At 70.2% G+C, this 17655-nt stretch carries 15 protein-coding genes; 9 read left to right on the forward strand and 6 right to left on the reverse strand.

The genetic code is table 11. The features are described from left to right. Window positions 1–10 precede the first annotated feature (10 nt). The 4 genes from AB0M27_RS06010 (at window position 11) to cimA (ending at window position 4946) form a co-directional block, all read left to right on the forward strand. A complete protein-coding gene (locus tag AB0M27_RS06010; protein ID WP_365718405.1) occupies window positions 11–1081 on the forward strand; it encodes an agmatine deiminase family protein in 1071 nt (356 codons plus the stop codon). 17 nt (window positions 1082–1098) lie between these two features. Then, a complete protein-coding gene (locus AB0M27_RS06015) occupies window positions 1099–1710 on the forward strand; it encodes a TetR/AcrR family transcriptional regulator (protein WP_365718407.1) in 612 nt (203 codons plus the stop codon). 38 nt (window positions 1711–1748) lie between these two features. Next, window positions 1749–3050, forward strand: coding sequence for an MFS transporter (locus AB0M27_RS06020; protein WP_365718409.1), 1302 nt, complete (start codon window positions 1749–1751; stop codon window positions 3048–3050). A 285-nt stretch (window positions 3051–3335) separates the two neighbouring features. Beyond that, complete coding sequence (cimA, locus tag AB0M27_RS06025; RefSeq protein WP_365718411.1) at window positions 3336–4946, forward strand: citramalate synthase; 1611 nt, start codon at window positions 3336–3338, stop codon at window positions 4944–4946. A gap of 39 nt (window positions 4947–4985) precedes the next feature. On the opposite strand, the gene AB0M27_RS06030 is transcribed toward cimA, so the two are convergent. Together AB0M27_RS06030 and AB0M27_RS06035 are read right to left on the reverse strand one after the other, a co-directional pair. Next, complete coding sequence (locus tag AB0M27_RS06030; RefSeq protein ID WP_365718413.1) at window positions 4986–5585, reverse strand: GPP34 family phosphoprotein; 600 nt, start codon at window positions 5583–5585, stop codon at window positions 4986–4988. Window positions 5586–5948: 363 nt separating this feature from the next. After that, window positions 5949–7814, reverse strand: coding sequence for a ricin-type beta-trefoil lectin domain protein (locus AB0M27_RS06035; RefSeq protein ID WP_365718415.1), 1866 nt, complete (start codon window positions 7812–7814; stop codon window positions 5949–5951). Window positions 7815–7953: 139 nt separating this feature from the next. Between AB0M27_RS06035 and AB0M27_RS06040 the strand changes: the two genes are divergently transcribed. The 3 genes from AB0M27_RS06040 to AB0M27_RS06050 all read left to right on the forward strand — a co-directional run bounded on the left by AB0M27_RS06040 (window position 7954) and on the right by AB0M27_RS06050 (window position 12830). Further along, window positions 7954–10968 carry a glycoside hydrolase family 3 N-terminal domain-containing protein gene (locus tag AB0M27_RS06040; RefSeq protein ID WP_365718417.1) on the forward strand — a complete coding sequence of 1005 codons (3015 nt, stop codon included), beginning with the start codon at window positions 7954–7956 and terminating at the stop codon, window positions 10966–10968. A gap of 48 nt (window positions 10969–11016) precedes the next feature. Then, window positions 11017–12369: a hypothetical protein gene (locus tag AB0M27_RS06045; protein WP_365718419.1), complete on the forward strand. Its 1353-nt coding sequence runs from the start codon at window positions 11017–11019 to the stop codon at window positions 12367–12369. Window positions 12370–12563: 194 nt separating this feature from the next. Next, on the forward strand, window positions 12564–12830 hold the full coding sequence (locus AB0M27_RS06050; RefSeq protein WP_365718421.1) for a hypothetical protein: 267 nt from the start codon (window positions 12564–12566) through the stop codon (window positions 12828–12830). 160 nt (window positions 12831–12990) lie between these two features. On the opposite strand, the gene AB0M27_RS06055 is transcribed toward AB0M27_RS06050, so the two are convergent. Continuing rightward, window positions 12991–13587, reverse strand: coding sequence for a YceI family protein (locus AB0M27_RS06055; protein WP_365718423.1), 597 nt, complete (start codon window positions 13585–13587; stop codon window positions 12991–12993). 399 nt (window positions 13588–13986) lie between these two features. Between AB0M27_RS06055 and AB0M27_RS06060 the strand changes: the two genes are divergently transcribed. Both AB0M27_RS06060 and AB0M27_RS06065 read left to right on the forward strand, forming a co-directional pair. Continuing rightward, window positions 13987–15582 carry an acyl-CoA carboxylase subunit beta gene (locus AB0M27_RS06060; protein ID WP_365718425.1) on the forward strand — a complete coding sequence of 532 codons (1596 nt, stop codon included), beginning with the start codon at window positions 13987–13989 and terminating at the stop codon, window positions 15580–15582. Between the two features lie 57 nt (window positions 15583–15639). Beyond that, window positions 15640–15837, forward strand: coding sequence for an acyl-CoA carboxylase subunit epsilon (locus AB0M27_RS06065; protein WP_365718427.1), 198 nt, complete (start codon window positions 15640–15642; stop codon window positions 15835–15837). A gap of 178 nt (window positions 15838–16015) precedes the next feature. Here AB0M27_RS06065 and AB0M27_RS06070 read toward each other — a convergent pair whose 3' ends face one another. From AB0M27_RS06070 to AB0M27_RS06080, 3 genes are all read right to left on the reverse strand, one after another. Next, window positions 16016–16597: an ATP/GTP-binding protein gene (locus AB0M27_RS06070; RefSeq protein WP_031224757.1), complete on the reverse strand. Its 582-nt coding sequence runs from the start codon at window positions 16595–16597 to the stop codon at window positions 16016–16018. Continuing rightward, window positions 16578–17147: a DUF742 domain-containing protein gene (locus AB0M27_RS06075; RefSeq protein WP_365718429.1), complete on the reverse strand. Its 570-nt coding sequence runs from the start codon at window positions 17145–17147 to the stop codon at window positions 16578–16580. The genes AB0M27_RS06070 and AB0M27_RS06075 overlap by 20 nt, the downstream gene beginning before the upstream one ends. 94 nt (window positions 17148–17241) lie before the next feature. Further along, window positions 17242–17655: a roadblock/LC7 domain-containing protein gene (locus AB0M27_RS06080; RefSeq protein ID WP_004983065.1), complete on the reverse strand. Its 414-nt coding sequence runs from the start codon at window positions 17653–17655 to the stop codon at window positions 17242–17244.

The following is a 17655-nucleotide window of genomic DNA, read 5'->3' on the forward strand; positions in this document are numbered from 1 at the left end:
GGGAATTCCTATGACGACCCCCGCCGCCGACGGCTTCCGTATGCCCGCCGAGTGGACCCCGCACGAGCGCACCTGGATGGCCTGGCCCGGCCCGAACCCCACCTTCGACAGCCCGGAGGACCTCGCCGCCTCCCGCACCGCCTGGGCCTCGGTGGCCCGTGCGATCCGCCGCTTCGAGCCCGTGACCGTGGTCTGCGGCCCCGGCCAGTCCGCCGACGCGAAGGCGCTGCTCGGCCCGGACATCGACACCGTCGAGCGGGAACTGGACGACGCCTGGATGCGGGACATCGGCCCCACCTTCCTCACCAACGGCAAGGGCGAACTGGCCGCCGTGGACTGGACGTTCAACGGCTGGGGCGCCCAGGACTGGGCCCGCTGGGAGCACGACTCCAAGATCGCCGCGTATGTCTCCGACCTCGCGGGCGCCAGGACGTACGCCTCGAAGCTGGTCAACGAGGGCGGCGCGATCCACGTCGACGGCGAGGGCACCGTGCTGCTCACCGAGACCGTGCAGCTGGGCCCCGAGCGCAACCCGCACTGGTCGAAGCAGGAGGTCGAGGCCGAGATCCACGCCCACCTCGGCACAGAGAAGGCGATCTGGCTGCCGCGCGGCCTCACCGGCGACTACCCTCCCCCACTGCCCGAAAGGCGTGGGGGGACCCCCGACGGCTTCGGCACGCTGGGCCATGTGGACATCGTGGCCGCCTTCGCCCGGCCCGGCGTCGTGGTGGCGCACTCCCAGCCGGACCCGGCCCACCCCGACCACGAGGTCACCAAGGAGGTCATCGGCATCCTGCGCTCCCAGACGGACGCCCGGGGCCGCGCCCTGGAGGTCGTGGAGGTCCCCGCGCCGACCGTCCTGGAGGCCGACGGCCACTGGGCCGACTACTCCTACATCAACCACTACATATGCAACGGCGGCCTCGTGCTGTGCGGCTTCGACGACCCGCGCGACGAGATGGCCGCCGGGATCTTCCGCCGGCTCTTCCCCGAGCGGACGGTCACCCTGGTGGACGCGCGTACGATCTTTGCGGGTGGGGGCGGCATCCACTGCATCACCCAGCAGCAGCCGAAGGCATGAGCATGTAGGAGACAGGGATGGCCGGTGCGGCACGGGCGCGCAAGAACGCGCCGCCGCGCGAGGAGGTTCTCGCCGCCGCCATGGACATGATCGCCGAGCGCGGCCTGGAGAAGCTCACCATGGCGGCGCTCGGCCGCGAGGTCGGCATGAGCAGCGGCCATCTCCTGTACTACTTCCGCTCCAAGGACGAGCTGCTGCTGCAGACCCTGGAGTGGAGCGAGGGGCGGCTGGGCGTGGAGCGGGGCCGGCTCCTCACCGGCCCCGGAAGCGCGAGCGAGCGCCTTTCCGCCTACGTCGACCTCTACGTCCCCGACGGGCACCGCGATCCGCACTGGACGCTGTGGCTGGAGGTCTGGAACCGCTCGCAGAACGCCGACGAGGACGCGCGTGCCCGGCAGGCGGCCATCGAGGGAGCCTGGCATCGTGACCTGGTCGCGCTGATCGCCGAGGGCATGTCGCGCGGGGAGTTCCGGCGGGTGGACGCGGACCGCTTCGCGACGAAGCTGCGTGCGCTGCTCGACGGTTTCTCCATCCATGTGGCGATCGGGCTGCGCGGTACGGATCGTGACCAAGTGCTTTCGCATGTGCGGGAGTTCATCGCCGACTCGCTGCTGGTACCGGCCGGGTAAAGGAATCGTCTGCTCCGGCTCCGGGCATGTACCGGCGCATGGGACGACAACACTGGAAGAAGATCTGGGTCGGTTCGGCGGGGAACATGGTCGAGTGGTTTGACTGGTTCGTGTACGCGAGCTTCGCCACCTACTTCGCCGGCGCGTTCTTTCCGAGCGGGAATCCCACCGCCCAGCTGATGAACACCGCGGGCATCTTCGCCGTCGGGTTCTTCATGCGCCCCGTGGGCGGCTGGCTGCTGGGGCGGGTCGGTGACCGCAAGGGCCGCAAGGCTGCGCTGACGCTGACCGTCACGCTGATGTCGGCGTCGGCGATCCTGATCGCCATCGCCCCGACGTACGCGGTCGCCGGCTACGGCGGCGCGCTCGTGCTGCTCGTCGCCCGGCTGCTGCAGGGACTGTCGGTGGGCGGCGAGTACGCGGCCAGCGCCACCTATCTGACCGAGGCCTCGGACCCGAGCAGGCGCGGGTTCGCCTCCAGCTTCCAGTACGTCTCCATGACCGCCGGGCAGATCGTCGGCCTCGGGCTGCAGATCATCCTGCAACGGACCATGTCCGACAGCGCGCTGCACAGCTACGGCTGGCGGATCCCGTTCGTCGTCGGTGCGCTCGGCGCCGCCGTCGTCTTCTATCTGCGGCGCAGCATGCTGGAGACCGAGGTGTACGAGGAGGACACCTCCCACGCCGAGGAGCGCGGCACCCTGCGCGCGCTGTGGCAGCACCGGCGGGAGGCGTTCCTGGTCATCGCCCTCACCATGGGTGGCACGGTCGCGTACTACACGTACACCACCTATCTGACCAAGTACCTCTCCAACTCGGCCGGACTCTCCAAGGAGACGGCGACGCTCGTGTCCTTCACCGCGCTGATCGTCTTCGCCTGTCTCCAGCCGCTCGCCGGCGCCCTGTCGGACCGGATCGGCCGCCGCCCGCTGCTCATCACCTTCGCGGTCGGCTCCACCTTCCTCACCGTGCCGATCATGACCCTGCTCAAGCGTGCGGGCAGCTACTGGCCGGCGCTCGGTCTCGCCCTGCTGGCGCTGGTCGTCGTCACCGGCTACACCTCGATCAACGCCTGTGTGAAGGCCGAGCTGTTCCCGACCGGCGTCCGCGCCCTCGGCGTGGCCCTGCCGTACGCCATCGCCAACGCCCTCTTCGGCGGCACCGCGGAATACGTCGCCCTGTGGTTCAAGAAGGCCGGGATCGAGTCCGGCTTCTACTGGTACGTGGCGGGCTGCGCCGCCGTGTCCCTGGTGGTGTACGTCGCCATGCGGGAGACGAAGGACCTGGACCTCGCCCGGGTGAGGGACCGTACGGATTCCAGTCTGACGACCGCATCCTGAGACGGGCGGCGAGCCGGGGGCAGGTATGTGCCAGACTGCTCCCGTGCTCTCGTTCGCCATGATTATTGGCAGCAGGCGCGCCGGTCCGCAGTGACCACCTCGTACGACCAGGTGCGGGTGGCCACCGTCGTCCTCGACCCGCGCGCAGACCTCTCGCACCCGCGAGGGGTTTTTTCGTTTTCCGGCCCACCTGCAGTCGGAGGCGATGCGCGAGGGACCATTGGGGGGACGGTGGAGCCGGTCATTCCGGTAAGACCGAAGATCCACAACAGGAGCCTTGAGACCATGACCGAGACGGCAACCAGCGAGCTCGACGACTCGTTCCACGTCTTCGACACCACGCTGCGCGACGGCGCGCAGCGCGAGGGAATCAACCTCACCGTCGCGGACAAGCTCGCCATCGCACGGCACCTGGACGACTTCGGCGTCGGCTTCATCGAGGGCGGCTGGCCCGGCGCGAACCCCCGTGACACCGAGTTCTTCGCCCGCGCGCAGGCGGAGATCGAGTTCGGGCACGCCCAGCTGGTCGCCTTCGGCGCCACCCGCCGCGCCGGGGCGAAAGCCGCCGAGGACCCCCAGGTCAAGGCGCTGCTGGAGTCCGGCGCCCCGGTGATCACCCTGGTCGCCAAGTCGCACGACAGGCATGTGGAACTGGCGCTGCGCACCACGCTCGACGAGAACCTGGAGATGGTCCGCGACACGGTGTCGTACCTGAAGGACCAGGGCCGCCGGGTCTTCGTGGACTGCGAGCACTTCTTCGACGGCTACCGCGCCAACCCCGAGTACGCCAAGACCGTGGTCCGTACGGCCACCGAGGCCGGCGCCGACGTCGTCGTCCTCTGCGACACCAACGGCGGCATGCTCCCCGCCCAGATCCACGCCGTCGTCGCCACCGTCCTCGCCGACACCGGCGCCCGTCTCGGCATCCACGCCCAGGACGACACCGGCTGCGCGGTGGCGAACACCCTGGCCGCCGTGGACGCGGGCGCGACCCACGTCCAGTGCACCGCCAACGGCTACGGCGAGCGCGTCGGCAACGCCAACCTCTTCCCGGTCGTGGCCGCCCTGGAGCTGAAGTACGGCAAGAAGGTGCTGCCCGAGGGCAAGCTCCGCGAGACGACCCGGATCTCGCACGCCATCGCCGAGGTCGTCAACCTGACCCCCTCCACCCATCAGCCGTACGTGGGCGTGTCGGCCTTCGCGCACAAGGCCGGACTGCACGCCTCCGCGATCAAGGTCGACCCGGATCTGTACCAGCACATCGACCCCGAGCTGGTCGGCAACACCATGCGCATGCTGGTCTCCGACATGGCGGGCCGCGCCTCCATCGAGCTCAAGGGCAAGGAGCTCGGTATCGACCTCGGCGGCGACCGCGATCTGGTCGGCCGGGTGGTCGAGCGGGTGAAGGAGCGCGAACTCAAGGGCTACACCTACGAGGCCGCCGACGCCTCCTTCGAACTCCTCCTCCGCGCCGAGGTCGAGGGCCGCCCGCTGAAGTACTTCGACGTGGAGTCCTGGCGGGCCATCGTCGAGGACCGTCCCGACGGCACCCATGCCAACGAGGCCACGGTGAAGCTGTGGGCAAAGAGCGAGCGGATCGTCGCCACGGCGGAGGGCAACGGCCCGGTCAACGCCCTGGACCGCGCCCTGCGCGTGGCCCTGGAGAAGATCTACCCGCAGCTCGCCAAGCTGGAGCTGGTCGACTACAAGGTCCGCATCCTGGAGGGCAAGCACGGCACCCAGTCCACCACCCGCGTGCTGATCTCCACCTCGGACGGCGCCGGCGAGTGGTCCACGGTCGGCGTGGCGGACAACGTCATCGCCGCGTCCTGGCAGGCCCTGGAGGACGCGTACACGTACGGGCTGCTGCGGGCCGGGGTGGAGCCGGCGGAGTAACTGCGCGGCTGCGGGCAGCGTCCCGCCCGGCCCGCCCGGCTACGGTGCACGCCAGATGTTGTCGAAAGCGGCGTTCTCGATGCGGCGCCGCTCCCGTACGGCCCCCAGTTCCGTCACCGCGTCGCCGACCGTCACCAGAACGGTGACCACCGCCTCCTCCCCGGGTTCCTCCTCGGGCGGCTGCTCACCCTGGATGCCCAGGGTGGCGGCGAGCCCGGCAAGGACCGGCTCGCGGGACCACCATCGGTCGGCGGCGTGCCGGCGGGCCGGGGTGTCGGCCGCCGCCGCCTTGTCCACGCGGTGGGGCCAGCGGTGCCGCTTCCCGGAGAGCTGCCCGGAGGCGTCCAGGACGTCGCGGTAGGCCGTGGCCAGCCCCTCCCCCCGGCGCCACAGCCAGTCCTCGACCGTCTCGTACGGCTCCTTGCGCACGAGCGCGGCCCCGGCCTCGTCCAGCATCCGGTCACCCGTGGTCAGCACCGGACCGGGCACGATGCGCTCACCGTCCAGGGTGAGCGCCCGCGCCCCGAGAAGGTCGATCAGCTCGGCCCCCGCGAGCGCCAGCGACAGATCGCCCGGCTCGACGGGGTGATCGCCGGGTACGTCGAGGCTGACGAGGAACAGATCCTGCGGTGTGGTCATACCCCCACCATGTGCCGTGTGCAGCGGATCCGCAGCACGACACCCGGTCATGGCTCAGCAGGAGTCCTTCGCCGGTGACGCAGTGCCCGAACCCGGGGGTGTACATCGTGCCGGGGGAGCAGCCGCCGGGCGCCCCGGTACGGGCGTGCCGGCCCTCGCAGGGGCGAAGAGGGGGACCTCGGCGTCCCCCGTGCAGCCCCTCCCTGCGCCCGTCCCACCCCGTGGTCACGGGCCGGTCCCCGCCGGCGCGGGGCCGCCCGTCGAGGTGGGGGCCGAGCGGCAGGTCGACGGCGGCACAGCCGCTCCGCGGCAGCATCCCGTCGGCCATCCCACCGTCACGGCCCCGTGCGTCTCATGCCTCCCCTACTGCAGCTTCCACTTCTGGTTCGCGGCCCCGGTGCACGACCAGATCTGTACCCGCGCCCCGTTCGCGGACGAGTTGTCCGTCACGTCGAGGCACTTGTCGGCCGCCAGGTTCACCACGTCACCGGTCGAGGAGTTGTACGACCACTGCTGGGCACCGGTGCCGTTGCAGTCGTACAGCTGCACCTTGGCGCCGTCCGCCGTCGAACCCGAGGTCACGTCCAGGCACTTGCCGAGCGCCTGGATCGAACCGTCGGCCATCACCGTCCACTGCTGGGCGGCGGTGCCGTTGCAGTCGTAGAGCTGTACGGCCGTGCCGTTGGCGCTCGAAGCGCCCGCCACGTCCAGGCACTTGCCGGCCAGGCCGACGAAGGAGCCGGTCCGCGTGCCGCCGCCGGACTGGGTGCCGGACCAGGTGAAGGTGGCCGAGGTCTTGCCGGGCAGCGAGTAAGTGGCGTGCTGGGAGCCCCAGTTGATGGTCACCGTCTGCGCCGAGGACGAGTCGTTGTACGCGATCAGCGCCTTGCTGCCGTCGGGGTTGCGCCAGGCCACGTTCGGCACGGTGGTGGACGCCGTGGAGGCGATCCGCTGGGCGCCCGGCCGGACGAACTTGGTCAGGTGGCCCATGTCGTAGTACTCGACGGTGTAGTCCACGGTGCCGCTCTGTCCGTCCCCGTTGTGCACGGTGATCAGACCCGTGCAGGTGCCGCAACCGCCGTTGTGGGGACCGCCGTTCTGGTCCACGGCCAGCGACCACTTGGTCACCGACTTCGCCCAGTTGCGGGTGTAGTCGATGATGTTGGACATGTCCTCGCGCTGCTGGTTGGCGATCCAGGTGCCGCCCGAGTGCTCGGTGCCGAAGGCGTCCAGCGAGGGGTACTGGTTGTGCACGGTGGTCTGTTTGGCGACGTCACCGCCGTAGCCGTGCCAGGCGATCCCGCCGAAGTTGGGGTGGTTGCGGATCGCCGGGTCGTCGACGCTCTGGGCCGCGTAGGAGTCGTAGGTGTCCCAGTTCCAGTCGTGGGCCAGCACCTTGGTGCCCAGGCCCGCCGACTGCAGCTGCGGCAGCAGGTCGTTCTTGAGGAAGTACTGGATGCCGGATGCGTTCCAGCTCATCGACGGGTAGCCGGAACAGCAGGTCGGCTCGTTCTGCGGGGTGACGTACGAGACGTTGATCCCCTGGTCCTTGTACGCCTGCAGGTACTTCACGAAGTAGGAGGCGTACGCCGCGTAGTCCTCGGCCTTGAGCCAGCCGCCGTTGAGCGAGCCGCTGTCCTTCATCCAGGCCGGGGCGGTCCACGGCGAGGCCATCACCGTCAGGGACGGGTTGAGCTGGAGTGCCTGCCGGGTGAGCGGCGCGACGTCCGCGAGGTCGTGCGCGATGGAGAAGCTGTTCAGGTTCGGGTCCGTCTGCCCGGACGGCACGTCGTCGTACGTGTAGCCGTACCGTGCGAGGTCCGAGGCGCCCATCGGGTTGCGCAGGAACGACAGTCCGATGCCGTCCGTCGGGGAGAACAGCTTGCGCATGGTCGCGTCCCGGGTCGTCTGGGACAGCGCCCCGCTGCTGTTCATCAGCCAGGCCGCGGTGTCCGTGAAGGACGCGCCGCCGCCGGTGAAGGTCTGGTAGCTGGTGTTCTCGTCGACGGTGATGTTCGTGCCGCCGCCGCCCGTGCCGGACTGGAAGGCGAACGGGGTCTGGGCCTGCAGGCCGCGTACGACATGCCGGCCGGCGGAGTCGTCGGTGGTGGTGAGCCAGGCCGTGACCTGCTCGCCGGCCGCGTGCGCGGGGGGCACGGCGGCGGTGAAGCCGGCGGTGGAGAGCAGCCCGGCCAGCAGCAGCCGGACTGTGCGGGGGGTTCTCCTCATGGTGCGTCGCCCTTCCTCTCGGGTCGACAGAGCGGAGACCGGCACAACTGACGTGCGGTCTTGACGGGTTGAGGTGCCGTTAGTTAACTCACGGCGTGATCTAAGCCATGAGTGAACCATGAGAGCCGAGGGAAGGTCTATGCCGAGAACCGCCCTGCTCGTCTCCGGGGCCTTGCTCACCGCCCTGTTGCCCCTGTCCGCCACGGCGCACGCCGCCGACGACCCCGCGCCGGTCCCGGTCGACCGCTTCGAGGGCGAGGTCCCCTTCGCCGCCCAGCCCGCCGACGGCATCTTCACCTGGGGAAGCGACGCCGACGACCCGCCCACCCTGCACCTCACCGACCGCACCGACGCCCCTGAGGGGGCCAAGGTCCTCACCGGCACCTACGACATCAGCGGCTACGGCGGCTTCACCCACGACTTCGCCGCCGGCGAGCCGGCCCACGACTGGTCCGCCCACCAGGGCATCCGCTTCTGGTGGGAGGGCCGTGACAACGGCCGGAAGATCGCCTTCGAGATCAAGGACGGCGGCGCCAACGGCGAGGCATCCGAACTCTGGACGACCTCCTTCACGGACGACTTCACCGGCTGGAAGCAGATCCAGATCCCCTTCACCGACTTCCAGTACCGCACCGACTACCAGCCCGTCGGCGGCATCGACCACGTCCTCGGCCTCACCCGGATGTGGGGGTACGCCGTCACGCTCCCGGCCGGGACCAAGGGCGACTTCGCCATGGACGACGTCGAGCTGTACGGAAAGGCCGACCAATCGCTGCGCGCCTCCGTCAGCACCGACGCGCCCGTGTATCCCGTCAAGGCGGGCGGCACCGCCGAGGTCAGGGTCACCCTGGCCACGACCGGTGACCGGCCCGTCGACGACCCGGTGACGGTCACGTACGCGACGGAGGGCGGCACCGCCACCGCCGGCCGGGACTACACCCCGACCCAGGGCACCCTCACCTTCCCGGCCGGTACCCCGTCCGGAACGGCGCAGACCATCACGGTGCCCACCCGGAACACCAAGGGGGCCGCACCCGCGAAGACCATCCCGCTCAAGCTCACGGTCACCGGTGCCAAGGCTCCCGCCGAGAGCCCGCAGGTCGTCATCGACGCGCACGGACTGCCGTATCTGAACAGCAAGTTGCCAGTGAAGAAGCGCGTCGCGGACCTGCTGTCCCGCATGTCCCTGGCGGAGAAGGCCGGGCAGATGACCCAGGCCGAGCGGGGGGCCGTAGGGGGCGGGGGCGACATCGCGACGTACGCCCTCGGCTCGCTGCTGTCCGGCGGCGGCTCCACGCCCACCCCCAACACCCCCGAGGCCTGGGCCAGGATGATCGACGGCTTCCAGCTGCGGTCGCAGGCCACCCGCTTCCAGATCCCACTGATCTACGGCGTCGACGCTGTCCACGGCCACAACAACCTGGCCGGCGCCACGATCATGCCGCACAACATCGGCATCGGCGCGAGCCGGGATCCCCAACTGGCCGAGAAGACAGGGGCGGTGACGGCCGCCGAGGTCCGCGCCACCGGCATCCCCTGGGACTTCGCGCCCTGCCTGTGCGTGAGCCGCGACGAACGCTGGGGCCGCTCCTACGAGTCCTTCGGCGAGGACCCCGCCCTCGTGCAGTCCATGGAGACCATCATCCAGGGCCTGCAAGGCCGGGCGGACGGACGGGACTTGAGCCATGACGACAAGGTGCTGGCCACCGCCAAGCACTTCGTCGGCGACGGCGGCACCGCGTACGGCTCCTCCACCACCGGCACCTACACCACCGACCAGGGCGTCACCACGGTCACCCGGCAGCAGCTGGAGGACATCCACCTGGCGCCGTACCAGACGGCCGTCGAGCGGGGCATCGGCACGGTCATGCCGTCGTACTCCTCCCTCGACATCGTCGGCGACGGTCAGGGCGCGGTGAAGATGCACGCCCGCGGCGACATGATCAACGGCGTGCTCAAGGACCGGATGGGCTTCCACGGCTTCGTCATCAGCGACTGGAACGCCATCGACCAGCTCCCCGGCGACTACGCCACGCACGTCCGCGCGGCGGTGAACGCGGGCGTCGACATGATGATGGTGCCGTACTCCTACAAGGACTTCAGCGGCACGCTCGCCGACGAGGTGAAGGCGGGCCGGATCAGCGAGAAGCGGATCGACGACGCCGTCTCCCGCATCCTGACCCAGAAGTTCAGGCTGGGCCTCTTCGAGCATCCCTACGCCGACACCTCCGGCGCCTTTGCCATCGGCTCCCCGGCCCACCGGGCGGTCGCCCGCCAGGCCGCCGCCGAGTCGCAGGTGCTGCTGAAGAACGGCGGCGGGCTGCTGCCGCTGAAGAAGAGCGAGAAGGTGTACGTCGCCGGGTCCAACGCCGACGACCTCGGCAACCAGACCGGCGGCTGGACCCTCACCTGGCAGGGCGCGTCCGGCACCCACACCCAGGGCACGACCATCCTGCAGGGCATGCGCGCGGCCGGCGGGAACGTCACCTACTCCAAGGACGCCTCAACCCCGACGGACGGCTACGACGTCGGCGTGGTCGTCGTCGGCGAGACCCCGTACGCCGAGGGCGTCGGCGACGTCGGCAACGGCCACAGCCTCCAGCTGTCGGCGGCCGACCGGGCGGCCGTGGACAAGGTGTGCGCCGCCATGAAGTGCGCGGTGCTGATCGTCTCGGGCCGTCCGCAGCTCGTCGGCGACCGGCTCGACAAGATCGACGCACTGGTGGCCTCCTGGCTGCCCGGCACCGAGGGCGAGGGCGTCGCCGACGTCCTGTACGGCAAGCGCCCCTTCACCGGACAGCTCCCCGTCACCTGGCCGAAGTCCGAGTCCCAGCTCCCGATCAACGTCGGCGACGCGTCGTACGACCCGCAGTTCCCGTACGGCTGGGGGCTGACCACGCTCACCGACGTCCCGCGGGGCGGCACGGCCACCCTGAAGGCGCTGGGTGCGGCGGCGACGGCGGCCGAGCGCAGGGGCGACGACCGGGCCAGCCGTGAGCTGGTGACGAAGGCGCGGCTGCTGGTCCAGCAGAAGCTCGGTGACCGGATGACACAGGCGGTGGCGAAACCCTTCGCCGACGCCGACCATCTGCTGCTGACCGGACGGTACGGAAAGGCGGTGGGGAAGCTGATCGAGGCGTACGGGGCCGCGTAGACGCGGACGGTATGACCCATCAGGGGAGGCTTCGGGTAGCTTCGAAGGATGAAGGCCGTCCTGCGGACCCGAAGCCTCCCAGCCCTGTTGCTGGCCGCCCTCGCCCTGGTCGTCGCGACCGTGTTCGCCCCGGGGGCGGGCGCGGACACGAGCATCTCCGCCATCGCCCAGGCCCTCCGCAAGAGCCCGGTCTACGTCGACCCGGCCGCCTCGGCCCAGCTGCCGAAGGCCGATGCCGACGCGCTCGCGAAACGCATCAAGGACGCGAACAAACCCCTGTTCATCACGGTGCTCCCGGCCGGCCACCCGACCGCGAACCTCTTCTCGGACCTGCGCGCGGCCACCGGCATCACCGGCCTGTACGGCATCCGCCTCGGCGACCGCTTCGACGCCCGCGCCGACTCCTCCGTGATGTCGGCGACGGCCCGGCGGAACCTGGTCACGAGCGTCCAGGGTGAGCCGGCCAAGGCCCAGCTCTCCGACTTCACCGACCGCGCACTGGCCAACATGGGCGGCCATGCCCCGTCGAGCTGGGGCGGCTCCGGCGGGGGATCCTCCGGTACGGCCCTGATCGTGGTGGCCGCGGTGCTGGTGGCGGGGGGCGCCGGCGCCTACGCGCTGGTGCGCCGGAGCCGCCGGCGGCGCGCCGAGGAACAGCGGGCCGCCCTGGACCGGCTGCGGGTGGTCGTGGACGAGGACATCACCGCCTTCGGCGAGGAACTGGACCGCCTCGACTTCCAGCCGGCCGAGCCCGGCGCCGACGACGCGATGCGCGCCGACTACGAACACGCCCTGGACGCCTACGAGACCGCCAAGCAGCGCATGGCCGCCGCGAGCCGGCCGGAGGACGTCCGCACGGTCACCGAGGCCCTGGAGGACGGCCGCTTCTCCCTGGCCCGGCTGGCCGCCCGCCGCGAGGGCCGGCCCCTGCCCGAGCGCCGCCCGCCCTGCTTCTTCGACCCGCGACACGGCCCCTCGGTGACCGACGCCACCTGGACCCCGCCCGGCGGAGCCCCGCGCCAGGTCCCCGTCTGCGCGGCCGACGCCACCCGGCTGGCCGACGGCCGCGATCCGGTCATCCGCGAGGTCGACACCGACTACGGCCGTCGCCCCTACTGGGACGCGGGCCCCGCCTACGGCCCCTGGGCGGGCGGCTACTTCGGCGGCGGCATCCTGCCCGGCCTGCTCGTCGGCACCCTCCTCGGCAGCATGATGGCCACCCCCTCGTACGCGGCCGACTACGGCACCGGGTACGGCGACTTCGGCGGTGACTACCAGGGCGGCGACGTCTCCGGGACGGACTTCGACGCCCAGGACTTCGGGGGCGGGTTCGGGGACGGCGGCGACTTCGGCGGGGGAGGGGGCGACGGTGGCGGGGGCGACTTCGGCGGGGGGTTCTGAACGCCGGACACGCCGGACCTGCCCAACCGTCAGCGGCGCTCGCCCCGCCCGTCTCCAGGGACCCCAGCCGCTCCATCAGCCCGGCCGCCGGCGCCGGCACGCCGCGCTCGGTCTCGCCGAGCGACCCGAGTGCCCCGGCCAGCCAGGCGTCCCGCTCGGCCCTGTCCCGCCTCCGTGCCCGCCGTCCGGACTCGGTGAGCGACAGCACGGACCGGCACCGGTCGTCCGTCCCCCGCAGCTACGCCTACTGGGCGGCCGGCATGACCACGGCCCTGTCCCTCCTCCTCGGCTACTTCGGCCAGGACGCGACCGAGCTGCCTCCGATCCGCCTGGCCGCGATAGCACTGGGCGCGGCCCTGTCGATCGCGGCGGCGTGGTGGCTGCTGCCCGTCAGCGGCCGTACCGGCGGGCGTACCGTTCACCGGCAGCGCGCCACCACGCGGGAGGAGACTGTCGGTTGACCACCGGGCTCGGCTGATCGGGACGCGGCCCGAGCCGCCACAGCGCGCGGGCGTCCACGTTCAGGCCGTGGGTAGCGTGGCCGGCAGGACACGCGAGCGCCCGCCTCCCGTTTCCGGGGGCGGGCGCGCTCACGGTGGTGCCGGCCGAGCGGCCGGAGGCTCAGGCCTGCTTGATCGCCGAGATGTCGAAGTTCAGCTTGATCTTGTCGGAGACGAGCATCCCGCCGGTCTCCAGCGTCGCGTTCCAGGTGAGGCCCCACTCGGAGCGCAGGATCTCGGCCTTGCCCTCGAAGCCGACGCGCTCGTTGCCGAACGGGTCCTTCGCGGCGCCGTTGAACTCCAGGTCGATGGTGAGCGACTTGGTCACGCCGAGCAGGGAGAGGTCGCCGGTGATGCGGTAGTCGTCGCCGCCCAGGGCCTCCGCCTTGGTGGAGCGGAAGGTCATGACCGGGAACTCGTCGATCTTGAAGAAGTCGGACGACTTCAGGTGGCCGTCACGGTCGGCGTTGCCGGTGTCGATGCTCTCCATCTTGACGTCGAACGTGGCGGTGGAGTTGCTGGGATCCGCCCCGTCCAGGTGCAGGGTGCCGGTGAAGTCCTGGAAGGCGCCCTTGACGTTCGTGACCATCGCGTGGCGCGCCACGAAACCGATCGTGGTGTGCGCCGGGTCGATGGTGTACTCGCCGCTCAGCGCGGTCAGGTCGGCGCCGGCGGCCGGGGCCTGCGGGGTGTTCTCTTTGCGGCTGAAGATGCCCATGACGTTCTCCTGGCGTTTCTGTTTAACGTTCAACGAACCCAACGAGTCCGACCGTAAACCTATTCCGTCCGGTTTTCAACATCATCCGCAGGGTGACTTTGCGGTAACTTCTGGTCACCATGTGTCCCTGGAGTCGACCGGTACGGTGGGGCGCGGTGGTCCTTTCGGCGGGCCGCCGTCCGAGGCTCCCTGTCACCCCGGGGATGGCATGCGCCGACTGTGAATGTGAGGCGGCTCTCAGGTGGCGCCTTTGTGGCGCCCCTACAACCACGATGCCCTGTGAGCAGTCGGAACGGCTGCACGCGGCCATGGTTCTGTTCACTGGTACCAGGAAAACGGGCCGGAGACTGTACGGAGTCAACGGCTCGCTTTCCTTGGTGTCCTTCGTAAGGTCGCTACATGACCGTTTTGGAAGAGACGACGGGTGAGCCGACCGGCGAGCCGACGGACGCACGCGGACGGGTCGCCGAGCTGCACGACATTCGTGCGCAGGCCGTGGCGGGCCCGGGCGAGAAGGCGACCGCGGCGCAGCACGCCAAGGGCAAGCTGACGGCGCGGGAGCGGATCGAGCTGCTCCTGGATCCGGGGTCCTTCCAGGAGGTCGAGCAGTTGCGCCGGCACCGGGCGACCGGTTTCGGGCTGGAGGCGAAGAAGCCGTACACCGACGGTGTCGTCACCGGCTGGGGCACGGTGGAGGGCCGTACGGTCTTCGTCTACGCGCACGACTTCCGGATCTTCGGCGGTGCGCTGGGTGAGGCACACGCCACCAAGATCCACAAGATCATGGACATGGCCATCGCGGCCGGCGCGCCGCTGGTGTCGCTGAACGACGGCGCGGGCGCCCGTATCCAGGAGGGCGTCTCCGCCCTGGCCGGTTATGGCGGCATCTTCCAGCGCAACACCAGGGCGTCGGGTGTCATCCCGCAGATCTCGGTGATGCTCGGCCCGTGCGCGGGCGGCGCGGCGTACAGCCCCGCCCTGACGGACTTCGTCTTCATGGTCCGCGAGACCTCGCAGATGTTCATCACCGGCCCGGACGTGGTCAAGGCGGTCACCGGCGAGGAGATCACCCAGAACGGCCTGGGCGGCGCCGACGTCCACGCCGAGACCTCCGGTGTCTGTCACTTCGCCTACGACGACGAGGAGACCTGCATCGCCGAGGTGCGGTACCTGTTGTCGCTCCTCCCGCAGAACAACCGGGAGAACCCGCCCCGGGTGGACACCTCCGACCCGGTGGACCGCCGCTCCGACGTCCTGCTGGACCTGGTCCCGGCCGACGGCAACCGCCCGTACGACATGGCCAAGGTCATCGAGGAGATCGTCGACGACGGCGAGTACCTGGAGGTCCACGAGCGCTGGGCCCGGAACATCATCTGCGCGCTGGCCCGCCTGGACGGCCAGGCCGTCGGCATCATCGCCAACCAGCCGCAGGTGCTGGCGGGCGTCCTGGACATCGAGGCGAGTGAAAAAGCTGCGCGCTTTGTCCAAATGTGTGACGCTTTCAATATCCCGATCGTCACCTTCCTGGACGTGCCGGGGTTCCTCCCCGGTGTGGACCAGGAGCACGGCGGAATCATCCGCCACGGCGCGAAGCTGCTGTACGCCTACTGCAACGCGACCGTGCCGAGGATTTCGCTCATCCTGCGCAAGGCGTACGGAGGTGCCTACATCGTCATGGACTCCCAGTCGATCGGCGCCGACCTCACCTACGCCTGGCCGACCAACGAGATCGCCGTCATGGGCGCCGAGGGCGCCGCGAACGTCATCTTCCGCCGGCAGATCGCCGATGCGCCGGACCCCGAGGCCACGCGGGCCCGGATGGTGAAGGAGTACAAGGCCGAGCTGATGCACCCGTACTACGCGGCCGAGCGTGGCCTCGTGGACGACGTCATCGACCCGGCCGAGACCCGCGAGGTCCTGGTCAAGTCCCTGGCCATGCTGCAGTCCAAGCACGCCGACCTGCCCTCCCGCAAGCACGGCAACCCCCCGCAGTAACCGAGCGGACCCGCCGCGGCAACCCCGCGGACCTCTCTCTCACGGAGACTGACACCCATGAGCACTCCTGACATCCGCGTCGAGAAGGGCCACGCCGAGCCCGAGGAAGTCGCCGCCATCACGGCCGTCCTCCTGGCCCGCGCGGCCGCCCAGCCGACGCCTTCGGTCCACACCCACCGGGGCCGCGCCAAGGCCGGCTGGCGCCGCCTGGAACGCGAAGGCGGCTTCCGGGCCCCGCACAGCTGGCACGGCTAGGCTGCGCCGCTCCACCGGTTCTTGAGGGGCCCCTCCACTGCGGAGGGGCCCCTCTTGCTGTGTACGCCGCCGGGCAAAAAGAAACCCCGCGCCCCGTAAGGGGCGCGGGGAACCGCGCCAGCAACCAGGAACCACCCGCAGACGGCGTACGACCTGCCGTGGCAGCCCAGTGGCCGAACTACCGAAGTCGAGCCATCAGAGCGTGCTCCACCAGAGTGATCAGCGTCGACTTGGCGTCAGCCCTGTGGCGGGCGTCCGTCGTGATGATCGGGGTGTCGGGGCCGATCTGCAGGGCCTCACGGACCTCGTCGGGGTTGTACGGCTGGTTGCCGTCGAAGCCGTTCAGCGCGATGACGAAGGGCAGGCCGCTGTTCTCGAAGTAGTCGACGGCCGGGAAGCAGTCGGCGAGGCGCCGGGTGTCCACGAGCACCACCGCGCCGATCGCACCGCGCACCAGGTCGTCCCACATGAACCAGAACCGGTCCTGACCCGGCGTACCGAAGAGGTAGAGGATCAGGTCCTGGTCGAGGGTGATACGGCCGAAGTCCATGGCGACCGTCGTGGTCGTCTTGTCTCCGGTGTGGGTGAGGTCGTCGATGCCGGCCGAAGCGGACGTCATGACGGCCTCTGTGCGCAGCGGGTTGATCTCCGAGACGGCGCCGACGAACGTGGTCTTGCCCACGCCGAAGCCGCCCGCCACCACGATCTTCGCGGAGGTGGTGGAGCGGGAAGGACCGCCGCTAGAGCTTGCGAAGTCCACTGAGCACCCTTTCGAGCAGTGTCACGTCTGGCTGGCCACCGGCGTTCTCGTCGCCGCCGGGCTGATGGATGGCGACCAGGCCCGCCTCCGCCAAGTCGGCGACGAGGATCCTGGCCACGCCGAGGGGGATTGTCAGGAGCGCGGAGATTTCGGCTACCGACTTGATCTCCCGGCACAGGTTGCAGATCCGCTGATGCTCGGGCAGCTGACCCTGCATCTGGTGCGGAGCGGCGGTGGTGTGCACCAGTGCCTCGATGGCGAGCTGGTAGCGCGGGCGGGTCCGGCCGCCGGTCATGGCGTACGGACGCACCAAGGGGTTGTTCGATGCGGTCGCGGGCGCCGGCTCGGGGCGGCGCTGCGGTTGCACCGGCTGGATCCGCGGGGCCGGCGGCTGCTGGTACGGCGAGGGGCCGGGACCCTGCGGGGCGTACGGCTGCCGATGGCTGGGGGCGGAGGGGAAGTTGTACCGGTTCGCCGAGCCGCCGTCCTGGCCCTGGGCAGGACCGTACGACCAGTTGCCCGAAGACGAACCGCCTGGGGGTGTTGCCACTTTCTCCTCCTCCGACTGCGCCGGGCACCCATCCGTGTGGAGCCGCGTCCCGAAACCTTACGGCCCCGGGACGCGTATACGCACCGTTGGTCTGTTAGTTGAGAAGGCTTCCCTGGAGCTCTGCACGCAGATCCGGGGTGAGGACCGTGCCCGCACGGTCCACCAGAAGGGCCATCTCGTACCCGATGAGGCCGATGTCCGCTTCCGGGTGGGCCAGCACGGCGAGCGACGAGCCGTCGGAGATGGACATGATGAAGAGGAATCCCCGCTCCATCTCCACAACCGTCTGATTCACGCTGCCTCCCTCGAAGATCCGGGAGGCGCCTGCCGTCAGAGACGTCAGACCGGAGGCGACGGCCGCGAGCTGGTCGGCGCGGTCGCGGGGGAAGCCTTCGGACATCGCCAGAAGGAGTCCGTCGGCGGAGACCACCACCGTGTGGGACACCCCCGGGGTGTTGTCCACGAAGTTGGTGATCAACCAGTTCAGGTTCTGTGCCGCCTGGCTCAT

This window comes from Streptomyces sp. NPDC052107, assembly GCF_040680215.1.
Lineage (GTDB): Bacteria > Actinomycetota > Actinomycetes > Streptomycetales > Streptomycetaceae > Streptomyces.

Excerpts from the sequence above, each read along its gene's own strand:
- AB0M27_RS06060 (WP_365718425.1), top strand. The coding sequence starts at position 13,987 with ATGACCGTTTTGGAAGAGACGACGGGTGAGCCGACCGGCGAGCCGACG.
- AB0M27_RS06035 (WP_365718415.1), bottom strand. The coding sequence starts at position 7,814 with ATGAGGAGAACCCCCCGCACAGTCCGGCTGCTGCTGGCCGGGCTGCTC.
- AB0M27_RS06030 (WP_365718413.1), bottom strand. The coding sequence starts at position 5,585 with ATGACCACACCGCAGGATCTGTTCCTCGTCAGCCTCGACGTACCCGGC.
- AB0M27_RS06010 (WP_365718405.1), top strand. The coding sequence starts at position 11 with ATGACGACCCCCGCCGCCGACGGCTTCCGTATGCCCGCCGAGTGGACC.
- AB0M27_RS06020 (WP_365718409.1), top strand. The coding sequence starts at position 1,749 with ATGGGACGACAACACTGGAAGAAGATCTGGGTCGGTTCGGCGGGGAAC.
- AB0M27_RS06065 (WP_365718427.1), top strand. The coding sequence starts at position 15,640 with ATGAGCACTCCTGACATCCGCGTCGAGAAGGGCCACGCCGAGCCCGAG.
- AB0M27_RS06015 (WP_365718407.1), top strand. The coding sequence starts at position 1,099 with ATGGCCGGTGCGGCACGGGCGCGCAAGAACGCGCCGCCGCGCGAGGAG.
- AB0M27_RS06055 (WP_365718423.1), bottom strand. The coding sequence starts at position 13,587 with ATGGGCATCTTCAGCCGCAAAGAGAACACCCCGCAGGCCCCGGCCGCC.
- AB0M27_RS06040 (WP_365718417.1), top strand. The coding sequence starts at position 7,954 with ATGCCGAGAACCGCCCTGCTCGTCTCCGGGGCCTTGCTCACCGCCCTG.
- AB0M27_RS06045 (WP_365718419.1), top strand. The coding sequence starts at position 11,017 with ATGAAGGCCGTCCTGCGGACCCGAAGCCTCCCAGCCCTGTTGCTGGCC.
- AB0M27_RS06080 (WP_004983065.1), bottom strand. The coding sequence starts at position 17,655 with ATGAGCCAGGCGGCACAGAACCTGAACTGGTTGATCACCAACTTCGTG.
- cimA (WP_365718411.1), top strand. The coding sequence starts at position 3,336 with ATGACCGAGACGGCAACCAGCGAGCTCGACGACTCGTTCCACGTCTTC.